The sequence below is a fragment of the Micromonospora alfalfae genome, from assembly GCF_022230925.1.
GTDB lineage: Bacteria > Actinomycetota > Actinomycetes > Mycobacteriales > Micromonosporaceae > Micromonospora > Micromonospora alfalfae.
Window position 1 is genome coordinate 145,051 of the sequence record NZ_JAKKFH010000004.1, and the last position, 23,026, is coordinate 168,076.

The 23,026-nt window shown below is 71.6% G+C and carries 26 protein-coding genes; 12 read left to right on the plus strand and 14 right to left on the minus strand.

From position 1 onward, the window contains the following. Positions 1-17: 17 nt before the first annotated feature. The 4 genes from MED01_RS02880 to MED01_RS02895 all read right to left on the minus strand — a co-directional run bounded on the left by MED01_RS02880 (position 18) and on the right by MED01_RS02895 (position 3,460). Positions 18-977, minus strand: a complete 960-nt coding sequence (locus MED01_RS02880) for an asparaginase (protein ID WP_238666980.1) — start codon at positions 975-977, stop codon at positions 18-20. Between the two features lie 94 nt (positions 978-1,071). Then, positions 1,072-1,899, minus strand: coding sequence for a beta-keto acid cleavage family enzyme (locus tag MED01_RS02885; protein ID WP_210782456.1), 828 nt, complete (start codon positions 1,897-1,899; stop codon positions 1,072-1,074). 23 nt (positions 1,900-1,922) lie between these two features. Further along, positions 1,923-3,035 (minus strand): CAF17-like 4Fe-4S cluster assembly/insertion protein YgfZ, encoded by a 1,113-nt coding sequence (ygfZ, locus tag MED01_RS02890; protein ID WP_238666981.1) that lies wholly within the window; start codon positions 3,033-3,035, stop codon positions 1,923-1,925. Beyond that, positions 3,032-3,460 carry a Fur family transcriptional regulator gene (locus MED01_RS02895; protein WP_238666982.1) on the minus strand — a complete coding sequence of 143 codons (429 nt, stop codon included), beginning with the start codon at positions 3,458-3,460 and terminating at the stop codon, positions 3,032-3,034. The genes ygfZ and MED01_RS02895 overlap by 4 nt, the downstream gene beginning before the upstream one ends. Positions 3,461-3,529: 69 nt before the next feature. On the opposite strand from MED01_RS02895, the gene MED01_RS02900 reads away from it, so the two are divergent. Then, positions 3,530-4,411: an aminotransferase class IV gene (locus MED01_RS02900; RefSeq protein WP_238666983.1), complete on the plus strand. Its 882-nt coding sequence runs from the start codon at positions 3,530-3,532 to the stop codon at positions 4,409-4,411. Positions 4,412-4,414: 3 nt separating this feature from the next. Here the strand turns inward: MED01_RS02900 and MED01_RS02905 are convergent, their stop codons facing one another. Together MED01_RS02905 and mtfM are read right to left on the minus strand one after the other, a co-directional pair. After that, a complete protein-coding gene (locus MED01_RS02905; protein WP_091402847.1) occupies positions 4,415-5,002 on the minus strand; it encodes a heme-binding beta-barrel domain-containing protein in 588 nt (195 codons plus the stop codon). A 55-nt stretch (positions 5,003-5,057) separates the two neighbouring features. Next, positions 5,058-5,162, minus strand: coding sequence for a small membrane protein MtfM (gene mtfM, locus MED01_RS35585; protein ID WP_030327764.1), 105 nt, complete (start codon positions 5,160-5,162; stop codon positions 5,058-5,060). Positions 5,163-5,174: 12 nt separating this feature from the next. Here mtfM and MED01_RS02910 point away from each other — a divergent pair, with 12 nt between their 5' ends. The 3 genes from MED01_RS02910 to MED01_RS02920 all read left to right on the plus strand — a co-directional run bounded on the left by MED01_RS02910 (position 5,175) and on the right by MED01_RS02920 (position 8,060). Next, positions 5,175-5,549, plus strand: a complete 375-nt coding sequence (locus tag MED01_RS02910) for a DsrE family protein (RefSeq protein ID WP_238666984.1) — start codon at positions 5,175-5,177, stop codon at positions 5,547-5,549. A 79-nt stretch (positions 5,550-5,628) separates the two neighbouring features. Beyond that, complete coding sequence (locus MED01_RS02915; RefSeq protein ID WP_238666985.1) at positions 5,629-6,009, plus strand: SCP2 sterol-binding domain-containing protein; 381 nt, start codon at positions 5,629-5,631, stop codon at positions 6,007-6,009. Further along, on the plus strand, positions 6,006-8,060 hold the full coding sequence (locus MED01_RS02920) for an amylo-alpha-1,6-glucosidase (protein WP_238666986.1): 2,055 nt from the start codon (positions 6,006-6,008) through the stop codon (positions 8,058-8,060). Before MED01_RS02915 ends, MED01_RS02920 begins: the two co-directional genes overlap by 4 nt. 19 nt (positions 8,061-8,079) lie before the next feature. Here the strand turns inward: MED01_RS02920 and MED01_RS02925 are convergent, their stop codons facing one another. The 7 genes from MED01_RS02925 to MED01_RS02950 form a co-directional block, all read right to left on the minus strand. Next, positions 8,080-8,943, minus strand: a complete 864-nt coding sequence (locus MED01_RS02925) for a hypothetical protein (RefSeq protein WP_238666987.1) — start codon at positions 8,941-8,943, stop codon at positions 8,080-8,082. 71 nt (positions 8,944-9,014) lie between these two features. Next, entirely contained in the window at positions 9,015-9,473 is a 459-nt protein-coding gene (locus MED01_RS02930) for a winged helix-turn-helix domain-containing protein (protein ID WP_238667164.1), read from the minus strand. A 187-nt stretch (positions 9,474-9,660) separates the two neighbouring features. Beyond that, positions 9,661-9,981 carry a DUF1416 domain-containing protein gene (locus MED01_RS02935; RefSeq protein WP_091402852.1) on the minus strand — a complete coding sequence of 107 codons (321 nt, stop codon included), beginning with the start codon at positions 9,979-9,981 and terminating at the stop codon, positions 9,661-9,663. Between the two features lie 2 nt (positions 9,982-9,983). After that, positions 9,984-10,832, minus strand: coding sequence for a sulfurtransferase (locus MED01_RS02940; protein WP_238666988.1), 849 nt, complete (start codon positions 10,830-10,832; stop codon positions 9,984-9,986). Between the two features lie 206 nt (positions 10,833-11,038). Beyond that, positions 11,039-11,116: an Ms5788A family Cys-rich leader peptide gene (locus tag MED01_RS36285; protein WP_310503780.1), complete on the minus strand. Its 78-nt coding sequence runs from the start codon at positions 11,114-11,116 to the stop codon at positions 11,039-11,041. A 105-nt stretch (positions 11,117-11,221) separates the two neighbouring features. Then, on the minus strand, positions 11,222-12,010 hold the full coding sequence (locus tag MED01_RS02945; RefSeq protein WP_238666989.1) for an LmeA family phospholipid-binding protein: 789 nt from the start codon (positions 12,008-12,010) through the stop codon (positions 11,222-11,224). A gap of 104 nt (positions 12,011-12,114) precedes the next feature. After that, complete coding sequence (locus MED01_RS02950; protein ID WP_238666990.1) at positions 12,115-13,173, minus strand: hypothetical protein; 1,059 nt, start codon at positions 13,171-13,173, stop codon at positions 12,115-12,117. Positions 13,174-13,414: 241 nt separating this feature from the next. On the opposite strand from MED01_RS02950, the gene MED01_RS02955 reads away from it, so the two are divergent. The 7 genes from MED01_RS02955 (at position 13,415) to pstB (ending at position 20,559) form a co-directional block, all read left to right on the plus strand. Continuing rightward, complete coding sequence (locus MED01_RS02955) at positions 13,415-14,134, plus strand: winged helix-turn-helix transcriptional regulator (protein WP_238667165.1); 720 nt, start codon at positions 13,415-13,417, stop codon at positions 14,132-14,134. Positions 14,135-14,291: 157 nt separating this feature from the next. Continuing rightward, complete coding sequence (locus MED01_RS02960; RefSeq protein ID WP_238666991.1) at positions 14,292-15,167, plus strand: polysaccharide deacetylase family protein; 876 nt, start codon at positions 14,292-14,294, stop codon at positions 15,165-15,167. Positions 15,168-15,225: 58 nt separating this feature from the next. Further along, positions 15,226-16,152, plus strand: coding sequence for a mycothiol synthase (mshD, locus tag MED01_RS02965; RefSeq protein WP_238666992.1), 927 nt, complete (start codon positions 15,226-15,228; stop codon positions 16,150-16,152). Positions 16,153-16,443: 291 nt separating this feature from the next. Then, entirely contained in the window at positions 16,444-17,550 is a 1,107-nt protein-coding gene (gene pstS, locus MED01_RS02970) for a phosphate ABC transporter substrate-binding protein PstS (RefSeq protein WP_238666993.1), read from the plus strand. A gap of 38 nt (positions 17,551-17,588) precedes the next feature. After that, positions 17,589-18,680, plus strand: coding sequence for a phosphate ABC transporter permease subunit PstC (gene pstC, locus MED01_RS02975; protein ID WP_238666994.1), 1,092 nt, complete (start codon positions 17,589-17,591; stop codon positions 18,678-18,680). Further along, positions 18,677-19,765, plus strand: coding sequence for a phosphate ABC transporter permease PstA (pstA, locus tag MED01_RS02980; RefSeq protein ID WP_238666995.1), 1,089 nt, complete (start codon positions 18,677-18,679; stop codon positions 19,763-19,765). Before pstC ends, pstA begins: the two co-directional genes overlap by 4 nt. 17 nt (positions 19,766-19,782) lie before the next feature. Then, positions 19,783-20,559, plus strand: coding sequence for a phosphate ABC transporter ATP-binding protein PstB (gene pstB, locus MED01_RS02985; RefSeq protein WP_112584183.1), 777 nt, complete (start codon positions 19,783-19,785; stop codon positions 20,557-20,559). Between the two features lie 325 nt (positions 20,560-20,884). Here the strand turns inward: pstB and MED01_RS02990 are convergent, their stop codons facing one another. After that, positions 20,885-21,718 carry an NUDIX hydrolase gene (locus tag MED01_RS02990; RefSeq protein WP_238666996.1) on the minus strand — a complete coding sequence of 278 codons (834 nt, stop codon included), beginning with the start codon at positions 21,716-21,718 and terminating at the stop codon, positions 20,885-20,887. 318 nt (positions 21,719-22,036) lie between these two features. Here MED01_RS02990 and MED01_RS02995 point away from each other — a divergent pair, with 318 nt between their 5' ends. Next, positions 22,037-23,005: a Gfo/Idh/MocA family protein gene (locus MED01_RS02995; protein WP_238666997.1), complete on the plus strand. Its 969-nt coding sequence runs from the start codon at positions 22,037-22,039 to the stop codon at positions 23,003-23,005. Positions 23,006-23,026 lie beyond the last annotated feature (21 nt).

The window sequence follows — 23,026 nt, forward strand, 5'->3', positions numbered from 1 at the left end:
CACCACCGCCGCTGGTCTCACCAGAGCGGGCGAACCGCCCCGACCGGGACCCCGCCACCGAAGAGCGGCGCCTCGGCGTACTCGGTCAACACCGGAGCGTCCACGCCGAGCCGGCGCAGCGCGGAGACCAGCACCGGCATCCGGGCCCGGTCGGCGCCGTCGTCGATCTTCAGTGCGACGGCGCCGACGCCCGGCAGCGCCACGGCGATCACACCCTCGGCACCGACCTTGGCCAGCAGTCCCGGGACACCGCGCATCAGACGGGTGTCGTCGGCCTGGGTGCCACCCACGATCTCCGGGTGCGCCCGCATCGCGTCGGCCACCGTGCGCGGCACCGAGCCGGGCTCGGCGTCGACCAGCCGCAGGTACGCCCCGGCCAGACCGGCCAGCGACACCGCGAGGACCGGGGCGCCGCAACCGTCGACCCCCACCGCCGCCGCCTGCTCGCCGGTGAACTCCTCGATGGCGGCCCGCAGCCGCTGCTGAAGCGGGTGCTCCGGCCGCCAGTAGCCCTCCCGGGACCAACCGGCGGCCTCACAGGTCAACAGCATCCCGCTGTGCTTACCGGAGCAGTTCATCTGCACCCGGCTCGGGCCGCCACCGGCCCGAAGCACCGCCTCCCGGGCCGCGGCCCCCACCGGCAAATCGGGCGGGCAGTGCAGCGCCGACGCGTCCAACCCGGCGCGCTCCAACAGCGCACCGACCCGGGCCAGGTGGAATTCCTCGCCGGCGTGGCTCGCCGAGACCAGCGCCACGTCGGCCGGGTCGGTAAGGGCCAGGCCGGCCCGGAGCATCCCGATCGCCTGCATCGGCTTGCTGGCCGACCTGGGGAAGATCGGCGAGGTCACGTCGCCGGCGGACGCCACAGCGACACCGGCGGCGTCCAGCACCACCACCGAGCCGCGGTGCGCACCCTCCACGAACCCGGACCGGACCACCTCGGCGAGCGGCGCGCCGCCCTCGTACGTCTTCGTCACGCGCTGGACGGTACCGACGGTCCGGGGGTGCCCGGCAGCGGGGTGACCAGGAGGTCCACCGCCCGGGTGACAGGGGCGCGGGACAGACCCGGCCTTACAGCCCGAGCAGTTCGCGGGCCTCGGTGGTGGTCAGCGGCGGGCGCTGAGCGAGCTGGGCGAAACCCACAGCGCGGGCGACCAACTGCATGTTGGACTCCACCGGGCGTCCCTTCGCGTACGTCACGGTGTCCTCCATGCCGACCCGCAGGTGCCCGCCGGTCGACAGCGAGGCCAGCAGCACCGCGATGGTGCTCCGGCCGACGCCGGTGGCCGAGAAGGTGGTGCCCTCGGGCAGGTCGCGCAGCATCCGGTGGGCCGCGACAAGGGTCTCGGTGGTGCCCGGCATCCCGCCCGGCACACCCATCACGAAGTCGACGTGCACGTGCCCGCCGGCCGGCAGCCCGTACTTACCGAGCAACCGCTGCAACGCGGACAGGTGACCGAGGTCGAAGATCTCGTACTCCGGCACGATTCCGCGTTCCTGCATCCGGGTGTGCAGGTCGACGATGAACTCCCAACGGTTGAGGAAGACATCGTCGCCGAAGTTGACGGTGCCCATGGTGCAGGAGGCCATGTCCGGACGGGCGTCGAGCACGGCGAGCCGGGCCGCCTCCGGGTCGGTCACCGCGCCACCGGAGGAGAGCTGCACGATCAGGTCGGTGCTCTCCCGCAGCGCCGCCACGGTGTCGGCCAGCCGCACCGGGTCGAGCGTCGGCCGGGCCTCGTCGTCGCGGATGTGGACGTGGATCACGGCGGCGCCGAGCGCCTCGCACTCCTTGGCGGTGAGCAGCAACTCGTCGAGGGTCACCGGCAGCGCCGGCACCTCCGCCTTGGCCGACTCAGCGCCGGTCGGGGCCACCGTGATCAACGTCCCTGTCGTCATGCCGGCGATCCTAGACGGCCCGCTCAGGACGGGTCGATCGCCGCCGCGGTCTCACCGATCAGCAACGCGGCGTCGTCCGGGACGTTCCGCTTCAGCACGGCGAGAGCGACCTGGCCCAGCTCGTGGTGCAGCACGGCGGTGCCGACGAAGCCGACCGCCCGGCCGTCGAGCGTCACCGGCGTACCGGCCACCGGCGGCTGATCGGTGGTCACCCCGTCCAGATGCAGCAGTACGAGGCGACGCGGCGGTCGGCCCATGTTGTGCACCCGCGCCACCGTCTCCTGCCCCCGGTAGCAACCCTTGTCCAGGTGCACCGCCGGGGCGATCAGGTCGACCTCGGCCGGAATGGTCCGGTGGTCGGTGTCCACCCCGACCCGGGGCTGCCGGGCGGCCACCCGGATCGCCTCGTACGCCCACAGCCCGGCGACCGGCACCCCGGCGCCGCGCAGCTCCGCCACCACCTGGTCCATCGCCGACCGGGGCACCAGCAGGTCCACCCCGAGCGGGCCACGTCGGGCCCAGCCGCCGATCGGCAGCGGCCGTACGTCGTACCGGGCGCTCGCCCGCGGTGGCACGGCACCGTGCGGGAACTTCGGACCCGGCACGGCGACCACGTCCGGTGCGGCGAGCCCGGTCACGCCGAGCGTGCCGAGCGCCTCCATGGCCTCCGGCCCGACCAGCGACAACAGCGCGCGCTCGGCCGTCGCGTCGCGTGGTTCGACCTTGCTGAAGAACCGCATCTTCTCCAGGTAGGTCAGCAGGCCCTGGGTCGCGCCGGGCTCGGTGTCGAGCCAGGCGGTCTCGCCGTCCTCGGCGACCATGGCGTGCTGCTCGACGTGGCCGTGCGGCGACAGCACCAGCAACTCGGTGCCCTCACCGGCGGCCAGCGCGTTCAGGTGCTGCGAGGTGACAGTGTGCAGCCAACTGGCCCGCTCTTCCCCGGGCACCGCGATGATCCCTCGGTGCGACCGGTCGACCAGACCCACAGCGGTGTCGAGGGTGCGCTGCTCGCGCAGCGGGTCGCCGTAGTGCGCGGCCACCCCTCGCACCCCGGCCGCGACGTGCGCCGGATCCGGCTGGTCACGGCTGGCCTCGTCGATGCTCTCGACGGCCACCGCGCCCGCGATGTCGATCATTTTTCGTCCCCGTTCTCGCAGCGTACGCAGACGCCGAAGAGTGACACGTGCCCGATGTCCACCCGGAACCCGCGCTGCGCGGCCAACTGGTCGGCGAGGGGGCGGAGCAGCTCCGGATCGATCTCGTCGATCGCGCCACACTCCCGGCAGACCAGGTGGACGTGTTGGTGTTCACCGGCGGCGTGATAGGTCGGTGAGCCGTGCGACAGGTGCGTGTGGGTGACCAGACCGAGCCGTTCCAGCAGCTCAAGCGTGCGGTAGATGGTGGTGATGTTGACGCCGGCGGCGACCTCCCGGACCGCGGTGTGCACCTGCTCCGGGGTGGCGTGGCCCAGATCGAGCACCGCCTGGAGGACGAGCTGCCGCTGGGCCGTCAGCCGCAGCCCACGGGACCGCAGCATTTCCGCGAGGGAGGATTCGGACACCGTCCGATCATAGTTCGGCCAGCAGGCTGTTCCCCGCCCGGCGATCGATCACCGCTACGCTCGACGGTCATGGTGAGGTCGTCCGTCGAGAAGAACCCGGCCGACCCGACCGCGCGGATCGCCGTCCTGGGGCGTGGCCCGGTGCCGCCCGACGACCCGGTGCTGCGCGGTGACGACCTCGGCGTGCTGCACGGCGACGGCCTCTTCGAGACCATGCACCTGCGCGACGGCCAGCCGTGGCTGCGCGACGAACACCTGGCCCGCCTGGCCACGGCGGCCACCGCCGTCGAGCTACCCCTGCCCCCCACCACCGCGCTGATCGACCTGCTGGACCAGGTGCGGACAGGCTGGCCAGCGGCTGTGGAGGGGGCACTCAGGTTGGTCTGCACCCGCGGCCCGGAGGCCGGCGGTCCGCCCACGATCTACGCCACGCTGGCCCCGGTGCCAGCGGTCTCCCGGGCCGCCCGGCGGGACGGCATCAGTGTGGCCACCCTGCCGCTGGGGCTGCCCGCCGCCGCCCGCAGCGGGCTCACCTGGCTGCCGGCCGGCATCAAGTCCACGTCGTACGCGGTGAACAGCGCCGCCCGCCGCTGGGCCCGCCGGAAGGGCGTCGACGACGTGCTCTGGGTCTCCTCCGACGGGTACGCGCTGGAGGGCCCCACAGCCAATGTGGTGTGGCTCACCAACCACACGCTCTGCGCGGTGCCGGCCGCCAGCACCGGCATCCTCGCCGGCACCACAGCGGCCTGGCTGCTCGCCCACGCGAGCGACCTGGGCCTGAGCGCCACCGAACGGATGGTCAGCCCGGCCGACCTGCACGCGGCGGACGGCGTGTGGTTCACCTCGTCACTGCGCGGCGCCGCCGAGGTGCACACGCTGGACGGGGTACGACGGGCTCGCTGCCCGCGTACCCCCGCCCTACAGGCCCTGCTGGGCTTCCCCGTCGACTGAGCGTCAGCCGCCGACCCGGACGAGTCGGGCGGAGAGGTGCGGACTGAGCCCGTGCCCCATGGCGGCCATCTCCTGGGCGTAGAGCAGCGCGCCCTCGACGATGCCGAAGAGCCGGTGCCCGCCGGTGACCTCCTTGGCGGTCGGAGTCCGGATCACCGCGTCGGTGGCGAACTCGAGCTGCGTGCCGGTGCGCTTGCCCAGGTGCAGCTCCATCACCCCGGTCGGGGTGGTCAGCAACGCCTCCAGCTCGTCGGTCGCCCGCCCATCCACCAGCACCGGTCGCCACCAGCCCACCTCGCGGCCGGCCGGACGGACCGGCTTGCTCTGCTCGTCGAGGATCCAGGCACGCGACTCGTAGTGCAGGAACGGCCGGCCGTCATGGCTGATCCGGATCTCCTGCGCGTAGTCGAAATCCTCGATGGTGGGGAAACCGCCCTTGCCCCGACCGCGCCACAGACCGATGTACGGCAGCAGGGCATCCAGCGCGGGGTGCAGCTTCGGCCCGACCCGCAGGTCGTGGCTCTCCTCGAACGGGTACTCCTCGACCGGCGGCGCGTTCAGCCACGGCGGCTGCAGCGGGTTCTCGCTCACTGGGCCATCTCCGTTCGCGACTGCGGGGCTCGCAGACCCGGCTCACTCCTCGCGCTCACCAGCGTCCTCTCGAAATGCGTACGGCAAGGTAGACCAGGCCACCGGCGAGCCCGCCCAGGCCAGCGACAAGCAGGCTGACAAACCCGATCTCGGTAACCATCCCGGCCATCCTATGCTGGGTCACATGGCCCGCACTCTCGTCGTCAAGGCCACCGCAGGGGCGGACGCCCCGGAGCGGTGCGCGCAGGCATTCACAGTCGCCGCGACGGCGGTAGCGGCAGGGGTGGACGTCTCGCTCTGGCTGACCGGTGAGTCCACCTGGTTCGCGCTGCCCGGTCGCGCCCAGCAGTTCGACCTGCCGCACTCGGCACCCCTTGCCGAGTTGTTGCACGTCATCCTGACCAGCGGCCGGGTGACCGCCTGCACGCAGTGCGCGGCCCGACGGGAGATCGGCCCGGACGACGTACTCCCCGGGGTCCGGATCGCCGGTGCCGCGGTCTTCGTCGAGGAGGCCATGGCCGAGGGCGCGCAGGCACTCGTCTACTGACCGCACGGCTGCGGTGGGTCGATCCGAGCGGAGTGCCGATACCGACCCGACATCTCGGACGGCTGCCTACGATTCGGATGTGACCGAGGCGGCGGAGAGGTTCTTCGAGGCACTGCCGTCGCGCGCCGCCGAGGTTCTGGGCGGCCTGGCCGACGGCACCCTCCAGATCGACCTCGGCGAGGACCACCGCACCGAACACTGGCGGGTCCGGATGCGGCCCGGGTCGGTGCAGGTCAGCCGGGGGCGTGGCCCGGCCGACGCGATCTGGTACAGCAGCGCCGCCCTCTTCGACCGGCTGATCAGCGGCGAGGCCCAGGGGGTCGCCGCAGTGCTGCGCAACGAGAGCACGTTCAGCGGGAACGTGGTGCTCTTCCTCGCCTTCCGCCGGTTCTTCCCGGACCCGCCCGGCACCCGCGACCCCCGCGAAACGGCCCGCCGAGCAGCCGGGCGACTGCGGTGAAGGACCTCGTCAGCATTCTGGACGGCAACACCTTCCTGGTCAGCGACCGGCGTGGGGACATCGAACCGTCCTACGACTTCCCCACCGGGCTGTTCTCCTTCGACACCCGCTTCCTGTCCACCTGGGTGCTCACCCTGGACGGGCAGCGGCTGCACGCCCTCTCCGTCGACGATGCCCAGTCGTACCGCACCAAGTTCTTCCTCGCCCCCGGTGAGCCCACGCACTATCTGGACGCCAAGGCGTCGGTGATCCGCAGCCGGGCGATAGTGGGCAGCTTCGAGGAGGAGCTGACAGTGCTGAACCACCTCGGCGCGGAGGTCGAGTGCACCCTCCGGATCGAGGTCGGGGCCGACTTCGCCGACCTGTTCGAGATCAAGAACTCTCGGCAGAAGCGGGGCCGGACCACTGTCACGGTCGCCGAGAACGAGCTGCGGCTGACCTACCGACGGGAGGCGTTCCACCGGGAGATGGTGGTCAGCAGCACCGCTCCGGCGCAGGTCGACGAGACCGGGATGACCTTCCGGATCCGGGTGGCCCGCAACGACAGCTGGACCACCAGGCTGCACGTGTCAAGCGTCGTCTACGGGGCCCGGGGCGAGGACATCCGGGCCACCCTCCCGTACGGCGGCAGCCGCAGCGCGGACGTCATCCGGGCCGAGCAGCAGGAGCTGATCGACAGGGCGCCGAAGCTCGGCTGCGACTGCGAGCCGCTGGCCGGGGCGTACCGGCGCAGCCTCAACGACCTGGCCGCGCTGCGCTACGAGTCGATCGCCCTGGGCGTACGGCTGATCGCCGCAGGGCTCCCCTGGTTCATGACCCTGTTCGGCAGGGACAGCATCATCACCTCGTTGCAGGTGCTGCCGTTCCTGCCGGAGCTGGTCCCGCCGACCATCCTGATGCTGGCCGGACTTCAGGGGCAGCGGGTGGACGACTTCCGGGACGAGGAACCCGGCAAGATCCTGCACGAGCTGCGGTACGGGGAGACCGCCGGCTTCGAGGAGCAGCCACACTCGCCGTACTACGGGTCGGCCGACTCGACGCCCCTGTTCATCATCCTGATCGACGAGTACGAGCTGTGGACCGGTGACGCGGCACTCGTCCGCAAGCTGGAGTCGCAGGTCCGCAGGGCGCTGGAATGGATCGACACCTACGGTGACCTGCTCGGCACCGGCTACCTCTGGTACCAGACCCGCAACCCGGAGACCGGCCTGCAGAACCAGTGCTGGAAGGACTCCTGGGACGCCATCTCGTACGCCGACGGTGAGCTGCCCGGCTTTCCCCGGGCCACCTGCGAGTTGCAGGGCTACGCGTACGACGCGAAGATCCGGGCCGCCCGGCTGGCCCGGACCTTCTGGAACGATCCGGAGTTCGCCGACGAGTTGGAGCGGCAGGCCGCCGACCTCAAACGGCGGTTCGACAGAGACTTCTGGATCGCCGACCGCGGGTACTACGCGCTCGCGTTGGACGCCGACGGCCGGCAGGTGGACGCGCTGACCTCGAACATCGGGCACCTGCTGTGGAGCGGCATCGTGGACGAGTCGCGCGCCGGCAAGGTGGTCGAGCACCTCATCGGGCCACGACTGTTCTCCGGCTGGGGGGTGCGGACGCTCGCCGCGGACGAGGGGCGGTACAACCCGATCGGCTACCACGTGGGCACCGTCTGGCCGTTCGACAACTCGATCATCGCCTGGGGGTTGTGGCGGTACGGCTTCCGGGAGGAGGCCGGGCTGATCTGCGACACCATGCTGGCCGCGTCCCAGTACTTCGAGGGTCGGCTGCCGGAGGCGTTCGCCGGCTACGCCCGCGACCTCACCGACTACCCGGTGGAGTACCCGACCGCGTGCAGCCCGCAGGCCTGGTCGACAGGCACCCCGCTGCTGCTGCTGCGGGTGATGCTGGGGTTGGAGCCGCAGGGCGAACACCTGATCATCGATCCGGCGGTGCCACCGGGGATGGGCCGGGTCGAGCTGCTGGACATCCCCGGCCGGTGGGGCATGGTCGACGCGTTGGGCCGCAGCCGGGACCCGGAGGACCAGCCGGACGGCGGCTGACCCGCGCGGGCGGCCCGGCTCAGCTCGGGCAGCCGACGGTGGCTGTCAGTCGGGTGGCGTCCGGGCCGATCTCGGCCAGCACCGTGACGGCACCGCTGCGGTACGCGTACACCGGGGGTTGGTCAAGCAGTGGGGCGTTGCCGGCCAGCGGGGCGAGCGCGGCAGTCGAGGCCGCCGGGCCGGGACCGTTCGCGGACCACGAGGTACGGGCGAGCCCGCCGCCCGGGCAGGGCGCGGTGACCAGCTCCGGCGCGGCCTCGCCCGGCCGGTCAAGGGCCCTCAGTGCGGCGGTCAGCGCGGCGGTCTCCGGGCCGGCGGCGGTGGCCGGAGCCGACGTGTAGCCGGCGCCGACCGGCCGGCAACCGGTGTCGACGACCAGTCGCACCCGGCCATCGACTGTCGGCCGGCCCTCGACGGCCACGAACTCTCCGGCGTCGGCGCGCAGCTCGGGACCGTCCACCCCGGGCCCGACCCCGGCCCGCCAGCTCGCCGGCAGCCGCTCGGCGATGCCGGCCAGCACTGCCTTCTCGTCACCGGCGGCAGCGAGCACCCCGACCTCGCGCCGCAACCTCGCCCCGTCGGCGAACGGGGTGACCCGGCAGCCGGACGCGACCCGTGCCGGGCTCAGTTCCAGCAGACCGCCCGCACCGGCCGCGCGAGCCAACTCGCCGACCGCCCGGTCGACAACCGGGCCGGCCTGATCGAGGGAACGCTGTTCACGCACGGTCGGCGGGTCGTCCCGCACCGATGTCCAGGTGAGCCCGGCCAGCAGCACCGCCCAGGCCACTGTCACCGCCAGCAGCCAACGCCGCCGCGACCGGGCCGGTGTCGGCGCGGCGGGGCCGGCCGAAGAGGCCCAACCCGTCTGCACAGCACCGCTCACCCGGCAATGGTGTCACGTGCCCGCCGCCGGGCCGGCGGCGGAGGCGGTCGGCCCGACGGAGCGACTGCGGGTCAGTGGTCGTTGAGCCGGGGCGGCGGGTCGAGCCGGTAGCCGACGCCCCGCACCGTGTGCACCTGCGGTCCGCCCGGCAGGCCCCGCAGCCTGCGACGAAGCCGCCTGACTGTGGATTGCAGCGCCGCGGTCTCCGCGCCACCCAACGCAGAGGCGCAGAGGCGTTCGTAGCTCCACACCACCAGCGGTGGGCCGATGAGGAGGGTGAGCAACTCCCGTTCGGTGGGGGTCAGCGGGAGCACCTCCCCGCGCCAGGTGACCCGGTGTCCGGCCCGGTCGACGACCAGTTCACCCCACTTCACCAGGCCCCGCGCCCCGGCGAGCGGAAGGACCGTGGGACTGACCGGCACCGGACCCGTCGGCGACGACAACAGCTCGCGCAGCTCGGTCAGATCGGAACAGCTGAGCACCGGGGCGTGCCCGTCGAGTTGGCTCAGCACCCGCTCCCGCAGCGACATGTCAGTGCCCACGCAGAGGACGATGGGGACCGCTTCGTCGGACCCGCCGCTTTCATCCCTGAAATTCACCAGTAGATAGTGACGCACGCCGATGGATTTCGGCACCCGCTCCGGCACGCTGCGAAGAAACGACCGGGGCCAGCCACCCCCGGGAGGGTGACCGGCCCCGGTCGATCAGAGCAGTGGGTCAGGCGACGGTGACGGCCACCTCGTTGACGCCTCGGCCGGCAGTGACAGCGGTGTCGCCGTTGCCGTGCCGGGACAACGCCCGCAGCGTCCAGGAACCCGGCGCGGCGAAGAACCGGAACTGCCCGGCGGCCGAGGTGACCACCTCGGCGGTGAACTCACCGGTCGAGTCGAGCAGCCGGACGTACGCGCCCGGCACCGGCTCGGCCTCGGCGGACCGGACGATGCCGGTGATGACGGTTTCCTTCTCCAGGTCCAGGCTGGCCGGTAGCGGCGCGGCCTGGTCCGGTGCGGCGCAACCCGCGGCGGTGGGAAGAGTCATGATCACGCCTCCCCGGGTTCGTCGCCGAGCGCGACCGGCACACCGACCAGCGAGCCGTACTCGGTCCAGGAGCCGTCGTAGTTCTTGACGTTGCGGTGACCCAGCAGCTCCTGGAGCACGAACCAGGTGTGCGACGAGCGCTCACCGATCCGGCAGTACGCGATGGTCTCCTTGCCGTCGTCGAGCCCCGCGTCGCCGTAGATCCTGCGCAGCTCGTCGTCGGACCGGAAGGTGCCGTCCTCGTTGGCCGCCTTGGACCACGGCACGCTGATAGCGGTGGGGATGTGGCCGGCCCGCTGCGCCTGCTCCTGCGGCAGGTGGGCGGGGGCGAGGAGGCGACCGGCGAACTCGTCGGGGCTGCGCACGTCGACAAGGTTCTTGGTGCCGATCGCGGCGACGACCTCGTCGCGGAAGGCCCGGATGGAGGTGTCCGGTTCCTGCGCGACGTACTGGGTCGCCGGGCGGGACACCGCGTCGGTGACGAGCGGGCGGGCGTCCAGTTCCCACTTCTTGCGGCCGCCGTCGAGCAGCTTCACGTCACGGTGGCCGTAGAGCTTGAAGTACCAGTAGGCGTACGCGGCGAACCAGTTGTTGTTGCCGCCGTACAGGATGACGGTGTCGTCGTTGCTGATGCCCCGCCCGGAGAGCAGCGCCTCGAACTGCGTCTTGTTGACGAAGTCCCGGCGGACCTGGTCCTGGAGGTCGGTCCTCCAGTCAATCTTGATGGCACCGGCGATGTGGCCGGTCTCGTAGGCCGAGGTGTCCTCGTCGACCTCGACGAAGACGACGCCCGGGGCGTCGAGGTTCTTCTCGGCCCACTCGGCCGAAACGAGTGCGGTGTCGCGACTCATCGAATCACTCCCTGGTGAGGATGGATGGTGAGCCAACGCGCGCGAATCGATGTGTGTAACTGTCGCACCACGCGCGGGACCCAGCGGAAGGACGGGATCACGGGTTCGTGCGACGGCGCCGCTGCCGGGCGTTCGGTGGGATAACCGGAGGGTGCGAGAACCCTGTGCCGGTGGCCGCCGTCAGGCGGCCGGAGACAGCCCCGCCGTCAGATGACGGGGCGACACAGGCAGGTGGCCACGCGACACAGGTCGACCGCGCGCCGTTTGGTGAGGTGGGTCCCCATGGCCAGGGAGCCTACCAGCCAGTGACCGTGCTGCCACTGGGCCGACCACCATCCGGGAATCGTCGGGATCGCCGAGGATCTCGGCGTCCCACAGCGCCTCCGGCGTCAGCCAGCGGAGTTGATCGGCACGTTCTTGGCGTCGGCGGTGACCGCCAGCCCTTCCGGCAGTGGACGGACCTCCCGGACCGCTAGCTGGAACGGCAACTCCGGCAGGGGAACGTCGATGGAGATGCTCTTGGCGTAGTTGCTCAGGAAGGCCCGAGCGAGCGGGAGGTTCGGCAGACCCGCGGCGTCCAGGTCGTTGAACCGCAGGGCGACAGCGCCGTTGTCGGCGACTGTGACGTCGGCGGTGCCGCTGATGGTGAGCTTCTGACCGAGGATGTCGGCCGGGGCCTTGACGGTGAGCTTGCCGTTCTGCTCGCCGAGGGTGAGACCCGGGCGGTTGAGCAGCGCGGCCAGACTCTCGTAGCTGATCGTGCCGGCACCGTTGACGGTGTCCGCCACGATGTCACCCTGGCCGGTGCGCAGGGTGTCCAGCGAGGCCCGAACGTCGCGGGCCGTCACATCGAGCACCGGCAGCCGAACGGCGTCGCCCTCGACCGAGGCCTGCACGTCCCGCAGGTTGATGGTGATCCGCTGGTAACGGCCATCCAGCACCTGGGTGAGGAACGGAGTGCCGCCCACCTCCACCTCGGGTGCGGCGGACTGCGCGCCCTGCTTGGCGATCTCCTGTTGTACGCGGTCGCCGATCATCCGCTCGGCGACACCGACCGCGACCCGGTCGGCGACCACCAGCAACCCCGCCAGCAGCAGGAGCAGCACGAACAGCCCGATGAGCAGCTTGCGGCCACGCCGTCGGGGTCGCGCCTGGTCCACCGGATAGTCCTGCGCCACGCCGCCTCCTGTCTCCGCCCGTCGCACCGCGACGGGTCGTTCGTACCGACGCCGCAGGGCGGCGCACCAGTAGTTACCCGACCGGCTCAGCGCTCAACCGCGACTCAGAGGAAGAGCATGCACATGGCGTACGCGGTGGGCGCCGCCAGGGCAAAGCCGCCGAGTGGGCCCTGCATGTGCCGGGCCACCCACATGGTGGGCGGTTCGCCGGCCATCAACCGGCCCGCCTCCGCGTACCCCACGGCGAGGTCGGAGAGGACGGCGGTGACCGCCGCAACCAAGCCGATCATGGCGGCCCGGGTCGGCGTGAAGGGAGCCACCAGATAGCTGCCGAGCAGGGCGCTGGTCAGCGTGCCGACCATCGCGCCGGCCACCACGCCGGCCGCGCCCCGGGGCACCTGCGGTGCGAGCCGGGGCCAGGGCAGTACGGCGTCGGTGAGCCGGGCGACGGTGAGCGCGACACCGCTCGCGGTCAGGCAGACGGTGATCGCCTGAGTGCCGGCCGGGATCCGGCTGAGCACGATCAGGGTGCCGAAGGCCACCACCCCGACCACGATGAGCAGTGTGGAGCCGAGGGAGTCGGTGACCCGGACCCGGTCGACCCGACGGACCAGCTGACCGAGCACCGCGGCGAGGAACCCACCGGCGGCCAGGTAGCCCAGCGGCGCCAGGCCGGCGACGTCGGTCTGCACCGCGGCGATGTCGACGAACGCCGCGACAGCGGCGCTGATCCCGGCGACCACCAACAGCGCGGGCGGTCGCATGGCCATCGTCCAGGCCAGCACGAACAGAAGTTGGACGCCGAAGATGATGAAGGCGAACGGCAGCCGGTGACCGGGGCCCGACGTCTGCGCGCCGAGCACCAGGCCGACACCGAGCAGCGCGGCGAAGCCGGCGATGGTCAGCGCCAGTTGACGGTGCACCGCGACCGGAGGAACGACCTCCTCTTCCGGCTCGTCGATCTCGTCTTCGGATCGGCGGGCCGGCTCGCCGGCGCGACGGGCCCGGCGCGGCCCACCCCGTTCGCGGCGGTCGCCGTCGGTGGTGGCCGGACCGGTACGCGGCGCGGGCGGTTGGCCGCGCGTCGCTGCGACGGCCGGACCCGGCTGGGGCCCAGCGGGCCACGATTCGCGGCCGGCCTCGGGCGAGGTGGAGGGAAACACGACCCGATCGTGCCAGACCGGCGGCCCGACGCGGTGGTCACGGGTTTCAGCGACGTTAAAATCCGCGCCACGATCAGGGGCAAGCTAGACAAACAGGAAATGGCCCGACGGCGCGGCCGAGGCGATCGGTTAGGCTCAACGCGTTACCCGCCCGTCAGCGACGCCGGGACCACGCAATTTCTCAGCGCACTCCTTGATGAGTGCGACTGGTCGCGTGCGGCCTCGCGCCGCCGGGACGGAGGTGATCGTGGAGATCCTGCTGCTGGTGACCGCGCGCGCAGGAGAACCGTCGGCTGTGCTGCCGGCGCTCGACCTGCTGCCGCACTCGGTCCGCACCGCGCCGCGTGATGTTCGCACCCTGGTCGCGGGCCCCAGCCCGGACGCGGTGATGGTGGATGCCCGATCGGAGTTGAGCGAGGCCCGGGCGACCTGCCGGATGTTGCACGCCACCGGGCTCGGCGTGCCGTTGGTCGCGGTGGTGACCGAGGCCGGCCTGATCGCACTCAACGCCGACTGGGGCGTCGACGACGTCATCCTCGCCTCAGCCGGCCCCGCCGAGGTCGAGGCACGGCTGCGGCTGGCGGTGGGCCGGCTCAGCAACGCGACAGCTGGCGCGGGTGGCTCGATCCGGGCCGGCGAGTTGACCATCGACCCGGACACCTACGCGGCCAAGCTGAAGGGCCGTCCGCTCGACCTCACCTACAAGGAGTTCGAGCTGCTGAAGTTCCTGGCCCAGCACCCGGGCCGGGTGTTCACCCGGGACCAGCTCCTGCGCGAGGTCTGGGGCTACGACTACTTCGGCGGCACCCGCACCGTCGACGTGCACGTCCGGCGACTGCGCGCCAAGCTCGGCTCGGAGTACGAGTCGATGATCGGCACCGTCCGCCAGGTCGGCTACAAGTTCGTCGTTCCGCCGTCGCGGTCGCTCCCCGAGGCTGAGCACACACCAGTGTCTGTCTGATCCGGAGACCACTCCGGGCGATTTCCCATATGCCCTTTTTGCGCGGCTTGGCAGTTCTATTCTGACTGCCGGGTTTGTCGGAGAAAGGGGCGACGGTGCGCGCACTGAACACGGGGGCGACGGGCCGGCGTGACCGGCAAGCCAGGCGGAAGTCGTGATGCGGGGCAACTCGACCGCGCGGGCGGCGGGGATCGTGACGCTTGTGGTGGCGGGGCTGCTCGGCTCCGCGTACGTGCTGGGCCGCAGCCTCGTCCCCGACCAGACGCCTCGGCACTCCACCGGTGTCACAACGAGCGCCGACGGACCGCACTACGCCGACCAACCCAGCGTTGGCGAGCCGAACGGAGCCCCGAGCGCCAGCGCAAGCGCGACCGAGACCGGCCCAGCCGAGGCCGGCCAGGACGGGTCCGGACGGGACGCCGGAGACGACAACCTGTTCGGCGCGCACGCCACCACCGGCACCCCGCGGCTCGCGCTGACCTTCGACGACGGGCCGGACCCGCGCTACACGCCGCAGGTCCTCGCCCTCCTGCGCGAATACGACGTGCACGCCACGTTCTGCGTGGTCGGCGAGAACGCGCAGAACCACCCCGACCTGGTCCAGTCGATCGTGGACGCCGGGCACACCCTGTGCAACCACTCCTGGCACCACGACGTCGGCCTGGGCGCCCGGTCGGCCGACGCCATCCGCTCCGACCTCCTGCGCACCAACGCGGCGATCCGGGCGGCGGTGCCGAACGCGCCGATCGTCTGGTACCGCCAGCCGGGCGGAGCCTGGACGTACCCGGTGGTGTCGGTGGCGCGGCAGCTCGGCATGACCCCGCTGCATTGGTCGGTGGATCCGTCGGACTGGGAGCTACCCGGCGCCAGCAAGATCACCGCGACGGTGCTGAGCCAGGCCGAACCGGGCTCGGTGGTGCTGCTGCACGACGCCGGTGGGGACCGGCAGGGCACGATGGAGGCGCTGCGCCGGATCCTGCCCGACCTGACGGCCCGGTTCGAGCTGGAGGCACTCCCCACCGACCCGACGTGAGCCGCGGCTTTACGGCGACGCTCCGGGCGTAACCACAGGCAACGGATACGGTGGCGGGATGAGCAGCGCGGAGCCGACCAGCGACCAGGTGACCCGGAGCGACCAACTGGCGCCGGCAGAAATCGCCGACGTACTCGCCCTCGCCAGCGCCGCAGGTGACACGGACGGAGCGGACCCGCTCGACGAACACGTCCTGCTGCGGCTGCGCGATCCCGACGCCCCCGCCGTACATCTGATCGCCCGCGCCGACGACGGTGCCCTCACCGGGTACGCACACCTGGACACCAGCGACCCGGTCGGCGGGATCGGGGTGGAGCTCGTGGTGCACCCCGCGTACCGGCGGCGGGGCACCGGGCGGGCGCTCGCCCGGGGCGTACTCGCCTCGGCCACCGGGCCGCTGCGGGCGTGGGCGCACGGCGACCACCCCTCGGCCGCCGCGCTCGCCGTCGACCTCGGCTTCACCCGCGCCCGGGTGCTCTGGCAGTTGCGCCGGCCGTTGGCCGCCCCGCTGGGTGAGCCGCGCCTGCCCGACGGTGTGGCGCTGCGCGCGTTCCGGCCCGGGGCTGACGACGCGGCCTGGTTGGCCCTCAACGCACGGGCCTTCGCCGAGCACCCCGAACAGGGCCGGTGGACGTCGGACGACCTGCGGGTCCGCCTCGCCGAGCCGTGGTTCGACCCGGCCGGTTTCCTGCTCGCCGAGGAGACCGCCACCGGCCGGCTGCTCGGCTTCCACTGGACCAAGGTGCACGAGCGGCCGGGGTCGGCCCGGATCGGCGAGGTGTACGTCCTGGGGGTGGAGCCGACCGCGCACGGTGGCGGTCTCGGCCGGGCCCTGACCACTGCCGGGTTGGCACACCTGCGGGACAAGCGTGGCCTCGACCGGGTGATGCTCTTCGTGGACGACTCGAACGCCGGGGCCGTCGCTCTCTACGAGCGGCTGGGCTTCGCCCGCTGGTCCGCGCACATCAACTACCACCTGGGCTGAGCTGCGGCCGTCGCTCCGACCGCGTCACCGGTGGGTAACGGCCGAGCATCGGCGGGATAACGCCGAACCGGAAATATACCCATACTTCCGACAGGTGTACCCGGGTTCACTTAACGGACAACTCACCCTCGGCAAGCGGTCACCTCAGGGGCCGTACGTGTTCACCTTGCGTTCACTTGCGACCGGCGAACCGGCTACCTGGCACTTCTAACTTTCGTGTCAGCCGGTCAGTGCCGGTCCTCGGGCCCCGGGATCGGGGCGCCAAGTCAGACGCGAAGGGAAACCCCTCAGGTGAAGCTCCAGCGGTACGGCACTATTGCCTGCCTCGCTCTTGCCGCGACGCTCGGCCTCAGTGCATGCGGCTCGGACAACAACGAGCCCGCCTCCGGCGCGAGTGCTTCGGGCTCGGCCGCCGCGGTCGACTGCGCTACCGGCACGCTGAACGCCCAGGGCTCGTCGGCGCAGAAGAACGCCATGGCCGAGTGGATCAAGGCGTACCAGCAGAAGTGCCAGGGCACCACGATCAACTACGAGGCTTCGGGCTCGGGCGCCGGCATCCAGGCGTTCATCGCCGGGACCGCCGACTTCGCCGGTTCCGACTCCGCGCTCAAGCCGGAGGAGCAGCCGCAGGCGGACGCCAAGTGCGTCGGTGGCAAGGCCATCCACCTGCCGATGGTGATCGGCCCGGTGGCCGTCGCCTACAACGTCAGCGGTGTGGACAACCTCCAGCTCAAGCCGGCCACCCTGGCGAAGATCTTCGCCGGCAAGGTCACCAAGTGGGACGACGCCACGATCAAGGCCGACAACCCGGAGGCCAAGCTCCCGGCGACCACGATCCAGACCGTCCACCGCTCGGACGAGTCGGGCACCACCGACAACTTCACCAAGTACCTCTCGAAGACCGCTGAGAGCGACTGGACCCTGGGCAACGCCAAGGCGTGGAAGGCCCCGGGCGGCACCGGCGCCAAGGGCTCGGACGGCGTGGCCAGCAAGGTCAAGGGCGCGGACGGCGCCATCGGCTACATGGAGTGGTCGTTCGCCGAGAACGCCGGTCTGAAGATGTCGAAGATCGGCAACGGCAACGGCGAGTTCGCCGCGCTGACCGCCGAGGCGGCCGGCAAGACCATCGCCGGCGCTGCCGTCGAGGGTCAGGGCGACGACCTCAAGCTGAAGATCGACTACAACACCAAGGAGGCCGGGGCGTACCCGATCGTCCTGGCCACGTACGAGATCGTCTGCAGCAAGGGCCTCGCGGCCGACAAGCTGAAGCTGGTCAAGGGCCTGCTGGGCCACGCCGCCAGCGCCGAGGGCCAGGCCTCTCTCACCGAGCTGGGCTACGCCCCGCTGCCGGAGACGGTCCGCACCAAGGTCGAGACCGCGGTCAAGAACCTCTCCTGACCCGATTCCACACCTCCGCAACCGAATCGAGCGAGCAGATGGGTGAAACCCCTCACCGCTCGGCCGACGCCGGCACCGGCGGGACGCGCGTGACGCAGAGTCACGAGTGGCCCGCCGGTGCCTCGGCGCGTGTGGCCGAGGCACCAGTCAGCACCCGTTCCCCGGGCGGCACCGGGCTGGGCGGCGGCGGCGCGCTGCCGCGCAGCCGTAGGTTCGGCGCCGAGCGGGCCTTCCGCGGCCTCACCCTGGCCGCCGGCACCGCAGTTCTGGTCATCATCGCCGCCATCGCGATCTTCCTGGTCGCCAAGGCGGTGCCGGCCCTACGCGCCAACACCGAGAACTTCTGGTCCTACGAGGGCTGGTCCCCCAACGAGACAGAGCCGAAGTTCGGCATCGGTGCGCTCGCCTTCGGCACCGTGCTCAGCTCGGCGCTCGCGCTGCTCATCGCGGTGCCGGTCGCGCTCGGCATCGCGCTCTACCTCTCGCACTACGCGCCGCGCCGGTTGGGCACCGCGCTCGGCTTCCTGGTCGACCTGCTGGCCGCCGTACCGAGCGTGGTCTTCGGCCTCTGGGGGCGGGACGTCTTCAGCAGCCCCGTCCGGGACTTCTCGGTCTGGCTGAACGAGCACTTCGGCTGGATCCCGCTCTTCGGTGGCGACGGCCCGTTCGGGGCGTCCGTCATGCTCGGTGCCCTGGTGCTCGCGATCATGGTGCTGCCGATCATCACCTCGCTCTCCCGCGAGGTGTTCCTCCAGACGCCGACGGCGAACGAGGAAGCCGCCCTCGCCCTGGGCGCCACCCGCTGGGAGATGCTCCGCACCGCGGTGCTGCCCTACGGCCGTCCCGGCATCATCGCCGCGATGATGCTCGGCCTCGGCCGGGCGCTCGGCGAGACCATCGCCCTGGCGCTGACCCTCGGTATCACCTTCGGCATCTCGTTCAACCTGATCCAGAACGGCGGCAACACCATCGCCGCCAACATCGCCAACGCGTTCGGCGAGGCGAACGAGACCGGCCGGGGCGCGCTCATCGCCTCCGGTCTGGTGCTGTTCACCATCACGCTGATCGTCAACATCACGGCGCGGGCGATCATCTACCGCCGCCGGGAGTTCACGGAGTCGGCCGCATGACCACAACCGCCACCTCCCACCGCACCCGGCCGCCGGCCCAGCCCGACTCGCTGCGGGCCAAGCGGCTGCCCTGGTACGCCGCCCCGGCCATCGCCGTGGCGGCCCTGGCACTCTCCGCCGTGATCGTCTACGGCACCAGCATCGGCGGCCCGGTCCTCGTGGTCGTCCTCGCCGCGATCCTCTACCTGGTCGGGCTCTTCGCCGCCGCCAACGCGGTCGAGGGGCGCCGATCGGCCCGCAACCGCACCTGGAGCGCACTGATCCACTCCGCCTTCGTGCTGGCGGTGCTGCCGCTCGTGTCGGTGGTCTGGACGCTGGTCAGCAAGGGCGCCGACCGACTGGACGTCAACTTCTTCCAGACCTCGATGAACAACATCGGGGCCCGGGACGCCAACGGCGGCGCGTACCACGCGATCGTTGGCACGCTGGAGCAGGTCGGCATCGCCACACTGATCACCGTCCCGCTCGGCGTTCTCTGCGCGATCTACATCGTCGAGTACGGGCGGGGCAAGTTCGCCTTCGCGATCCGGTTCTTCGTGGACGTGATGACCGGCATCCCGTCGATCGTCTCCGGCCTCTTCGTGCTGGCGTTCTGGGTGCTGATCGTGTCGCCGTGGTTCAACGACGGTCGGCCCAGCTTCTCCGGCTTCGCCGCCGCGCTCGCGCTGAGCGTGCTCATGCTGCCCACCATCGTCCGGTCCACCGAGGAGATGCTCCGCCTCGTACCGGCGCCACTGCGCGAGGGCGCGTACGCGCTCGGCGTACCCAAGTGGAAGACCATCCTGCGGGTGGTGCTGCCGACGGCGCTGCCCGGCATCGTCACCGGCGTCATGCTCGCCATCGCCCGCGCGGCCGGTGAGACCGCGCCGGTGCTGCTGGTCGCCGGCGGTGGCGCCGCGATCAACACCAACCCCTTCGAGAACAACCAATCGTCGCTGTCCCTCTTCGTCTACCAGCAGGCCGGCGACGCGTCGAAGTACGCACCGGCACGGGCGTGGACCGCGGCACTCACCCTGGTCGCCCTCGTGCTCATCCTGACGATCGCGGCGAAGCTGCTGGCCCGTCGCAACAGGCTCAGCCGATGAACCCCGGAGGTACCACAATGGCCAAGCGCGTATCCGCCTCGAACGTCACCGCGTACTACGGCGGCTTCAAAGCGATCGAGAACATCAACCTGACTGTCGAGCCGAAGACGGTCACCGCTCTCATCGGGCCGTCCGGCTGCGGCAAGTCGACGTTCCTGCGGTCGATCAACCGGATGCACGAGGTGCTGCCGGGGGCCCGGGTCGAGGGCAGCCTGACCATCGACGACCAGGACATCTACGACCGGGACGTGGACGTCACAGCGGTCCGGCGCACCATCGGCATGGTCTTCCAGCGGCCGAACCCGTTCCCCACCATGAGCATCTTCGAGAACGTGGTGGCCGGGCTGAAGCTCAACGGGGTCCGCAAGAAGTCGATCCTGGAGGACGCGGCCGAGAAGGCCCTGCGCGCCGCGAACCTGTGGGGCGAGGTCAAGGACCGGCTGGGCAAGCCCGGCGCGGGCCTCTCCGGCGGTCAGCAGCAGCGGCTCTGCATCGCCCGGACCATCGCGGTCGAGCCGCAGGTCGTCCTGATGGACGAACCGTGCTCCGCCCTGGACCCGATCTCCACGCTGGCGATCGAGGACCTGATGTTCCAGCTCAAGGACAAGTTCACGATCATCATCGTGACGCACAACATGCAGCAGGCCGCCCGGGTGTCGGACCGGACCGCCTTCTTCTCGATCGAGAAGACCGGCGACCCGGGCCGGCTGATCGAGTACGACAACACCCAGAAGATCTTCAGCAACCCGAGCGTGAAGAAGACCGAGGACTACATCACCGGCCGCTTCGGCTGAGCCGACCACGTCCGGTCACCGGCGCCCCGCCCTCCCGGCGTGGGCGCCGGTGCCATGTCCGGCCCCGCCTCACCCCGCCACCAACGCCGTCGCGCGCCTCCAAGATCGCGCTGGAACGTGGAAGTAGTGGCCTCCTCCCCGCAACGACGCCACTACTTCCTGGATCGAGCACGATCTTGCGGTGGCGGTGGCGGTGGCGGTGGCGGTGGCGGCGGCGGCGGCGGTGGCGGTGGCGGCGGCGGTGGCGGCGGGAGGCGCAGGCAGGCGCGGGTACGGGCGCGCTCCGGGCGGGCAGGCGCGGGCGGGGTCAGGCTCGGGGCGGTGGTCAGCCCAGGACGAAGCGGGGTTCGCCGTCCGGGGGCAGGTCCAGGCGCGGGGTGACCGGCGTGGCCGCGTCTCGATCGGCCGCCGCCCGCGCCACCCCGGCCAGGTCGCCGGCCGCCGCCACCTGGGCCAGCGTGACCACTGTCGGTGGCAACATGGTCAGCTCGCCGGCCTGCGCGCGGGCCAGCGCGTCCGCCGGCCGGATCCACAGCGTGTGGTCGGCCTCGCCGGAGACGTCGCGGGTCCGCTGGCCCGCCGGCAGCAGGGCGATGAAGAAGTACGTGTCGAAGCGGCGCGGCTCGAACTCCGGAGTGATCCACCGGCTCCACGGCAGCAGCAGGTCCGACCGGAGGGTGAGCTGACGGTCAGCGAGCAGCGCCGCGAAGCCCAGCCGTCGCCCCTCCAGGTCCTGCCGGGCCGCCTCCCAGTCGTCGCCGCTGACGTCACCCACAACGGTTTCCCGGTTCGGACCGGCGAGCAGTACGCCGGCCTCCTCGAAGACCTCCCGGGCGGCGGCGCAGACCACCGCCTGCGCGGCCTGCGGGGCCACCCCGAGCCGGTCCGCCCACTCGGTGGGGGTCGGGCCGGCCCAGTCCAGGTGCGCCTCCGAGTCGGAGCGGTCCACCCCGCCGCCGGGGAAGGCGTACATCCCGCCGAAGGTCATCGCGGCGACCCGGCGGATGACGTACACCTCGAAGTCGGTGTCGGTCGGACGCAGCAGCAGCACGGTGGCCGCGACCCGCGGCGTCGCCGGGGTGCCACCCTCGGCCTGGAACCGGCGGGCGTGCTCGACCAGGGCGGCCGGGGCGGCGAAACCGTCACTGTCGATCGTCATGCCGCGAGCCTAGTTCCCCGACCAGCCGGCGCCGGCTCGCCCGCATCGCCCCCACGCCGCCTTTGCTCTGCTTCAACCCAGGCAACAAGGATGTCCGGTCACTGTTGCGTCGGTTGAAGCAGAGCAAAGGGCGTAGGTGCGGGTGGTCGCCCGGCGGAGCGCGGCTCACGGCCGGGCGAGGCGCGCGGCGAGGCGAGACGCGCGGCGAGGCGAGACGCGCGGCGAGGCGAGGCGGCCAGGAACGCTCCGGGTCCCGCCGGATGAACTGGCTGGCGACCGGGCAGCGGGCGGTTCACCTGGCTCGGTTAGCGTTCCGGCATGACTCGTTGGGGCATCCTGGCCACCGGCCACATCGCCAGCCGTTTCGCCGAAGACCTCCGGCTGGTGCCGGACGCCGAGTTGGTGGCTGTCGGTTCCCGCGCCGTGGAGAGCGCGCGGCGCTTCGCCGACACGTACGGCGCGAAGCGCGCCTACGGCTCCTGGGTGGAGTTGGCCGCCGACCCGGAGGTGGACGCGATCTACGTGGCGACGCCACACTCCGCGCACTACGAGGCGGCGATGACCTGCCTCACCGCCGGGCGGGCGGTGCTGTTGGAGAAGCCGTTCACGCTCGACCTGGCCACCAGCACCGAGTTGGTGCAGACTGCCCGCGCGGCCGGGGTCTTCCTGATGGAGGCCATGTGGATGCGGCTGAATCCGATGATCCTGCGGGTCGTCGAGCTCATCGCGGACGGGGCGATCGGCACCGTGACCGGCCTCCGGGCCGACTTCGGGGTGGCCGGGCCGTTCCCGCCGGAGCACCGGATGCGCAACGCGGCGCTGGGCGGGGGCGCCCTGCTCGACCTGGGGATCTACCCGATCAGCCTGGCCCACCTGCTGCTCGGGGTGCCGCAGCACATCAGGTCCTGGGCGCAGCTCGGGCCGGAGGGCACTGACGAGAACACCGGCATGCTGTTCGGCTACGACACCGGTGCGCTGGCGACCCTGAGCTGCGGCATGGTCGGGTTGAGCGGGCAGACCGCCTCGATCACCGGCACCACGGGGCGGATCGACCTGCCGGAGCCGTTCTTCCGGCCGGGTTCGGTGACAGTGCACCGGGCCGGCGCGGAGCCGGAGACGATCGTCGCCGACGGGGCCGGCAACGGCTACCAGTACGAGGCGATCGAGGTGCAGCGCTGCCTGGCGGCCGGCCTGACCGAGAGCCCTGTGGTGCCGCATGCCACGACCCTTGAGGTGATGACACTGCTGGACACGGTCCGCGAGCAGATCGGCGTGCGCTACGTCTGAACGGCGAAAGGGCCCCCGGCC

Excerpts from the sequence above, each read along its gene's own strand:
- MED01_RS02930 (WP_238667164.1), bottom strand. The coding sequence starts at position 9,473 with ATGTCGCTGCGGGAGCGGGTGCTGAGCCAACTCGACGGGCACGCCCCG.
- MED01_RS02900 (WP_238666983.1), top strand. The coding sequence starts at position 3,530 with ATGGTGAGGTCGTCCGTCGAGAAGAACCCGGCCGACCCGACCGCGCGG.
- MED01_RS02935 (WP_091402852.1), bottom strand. The coding sequence starts at position 9,981 with ATGACTCTTCCCACCGCCGCGGGTTGCGCCGCACCGGACCAGGCCGCG.
- pstA (WP_238666995.1), top strand. The coding sequence starts at position 18,677 with ATGACCACAACCGCCACCTCCCACCGCACCCGGCCGCCGGCCCAGCCC.
- MED01_RS02910 (WP_238666984.1), top strand. The coding sequence starts at position 5,175 with ATGCTGGGTCACATGGCCCGCACTCTCGTCGTCAAGGCCACCGCAGGG.
- MED01_RS36285 (WP_310503780.1), bottom strand. The coding sequence starts at position 11,116 with ATGGGGACCCACCTCACCAAACGGCGCGCGGTCGACCTGTGTCGCGTG.
- pstB (WP_112584183.1), top strand. The coding sequence starts at position 19,783 with ATGGCCAAGCGCGTATCCGCCTCGAACGTCACCGCGTACTACGGCGGC.
- ygfZ (WP_238666981.1), bottom strand. The coding sequence starts at position 3,035 with ATGATCGACATCGCGGGCGCGGTGGCCGTCGAGAGCATCGACGAGGCC.
- mshD (WP_238666992.1), top strand. The coding sequence starts at position 15,226 with ATGAGCAGCGCGGAGCCGACCAGCGACCAGGTGACCCGGAGCGACCAA.
- MED01_RS02995 (WP_238666997.1), top strand. The coding sequence starts at position 22,037 with ATGACTCGTTGGGGCATCCTGGCCACCGGCCACATCGCCAGCCGTTTC.
- MED01_RS02885 (WP_210782456.1), bottom strand. The coding sequence starts at position 1,899 with ATGACGACAGGGACGTTGATCACGGTGGCCCCGACCGGCGCTGAGTCG.
- pstC (WP_238666994.1), top strand. The coding sequence starts at position 17,589 with ATGGGTGAAACCCCTCACCGCTCGGCCGACGCCGGCACCGGCGGGACG.
- MED01_RS02960 (WP_238666991.1), top strand. The coding sequence starts at position 14,292 with ATGCGGGGCAACTCGACCGCGCGGGCGGCGGGGATCGTGACGCTTGTG.
- MED01_RS02940 (WP_238666988.1), bottom strand. The coding sequence starts at position 10,832 with ATGAGTCGCGACACCGCACTCGTTTCGGCCGAGTGGGCCGAGAAGAAC.
- mtfM (WP_030327764.1), bottom strand. The coding sequence starts at position 5,162 with ATGGTTACCGAGATCGGGTTTGTCAGCCTGCTTGTCGCTGGCCTGGGC.
- MED01_RS02990 (WP_238666996.1), bottom strand. The coding sequence starts at position 21,718 with ATGACGATCGACAGTGACGGTTTCGCCGCCCCGGCCGCCCTGGTCGAG.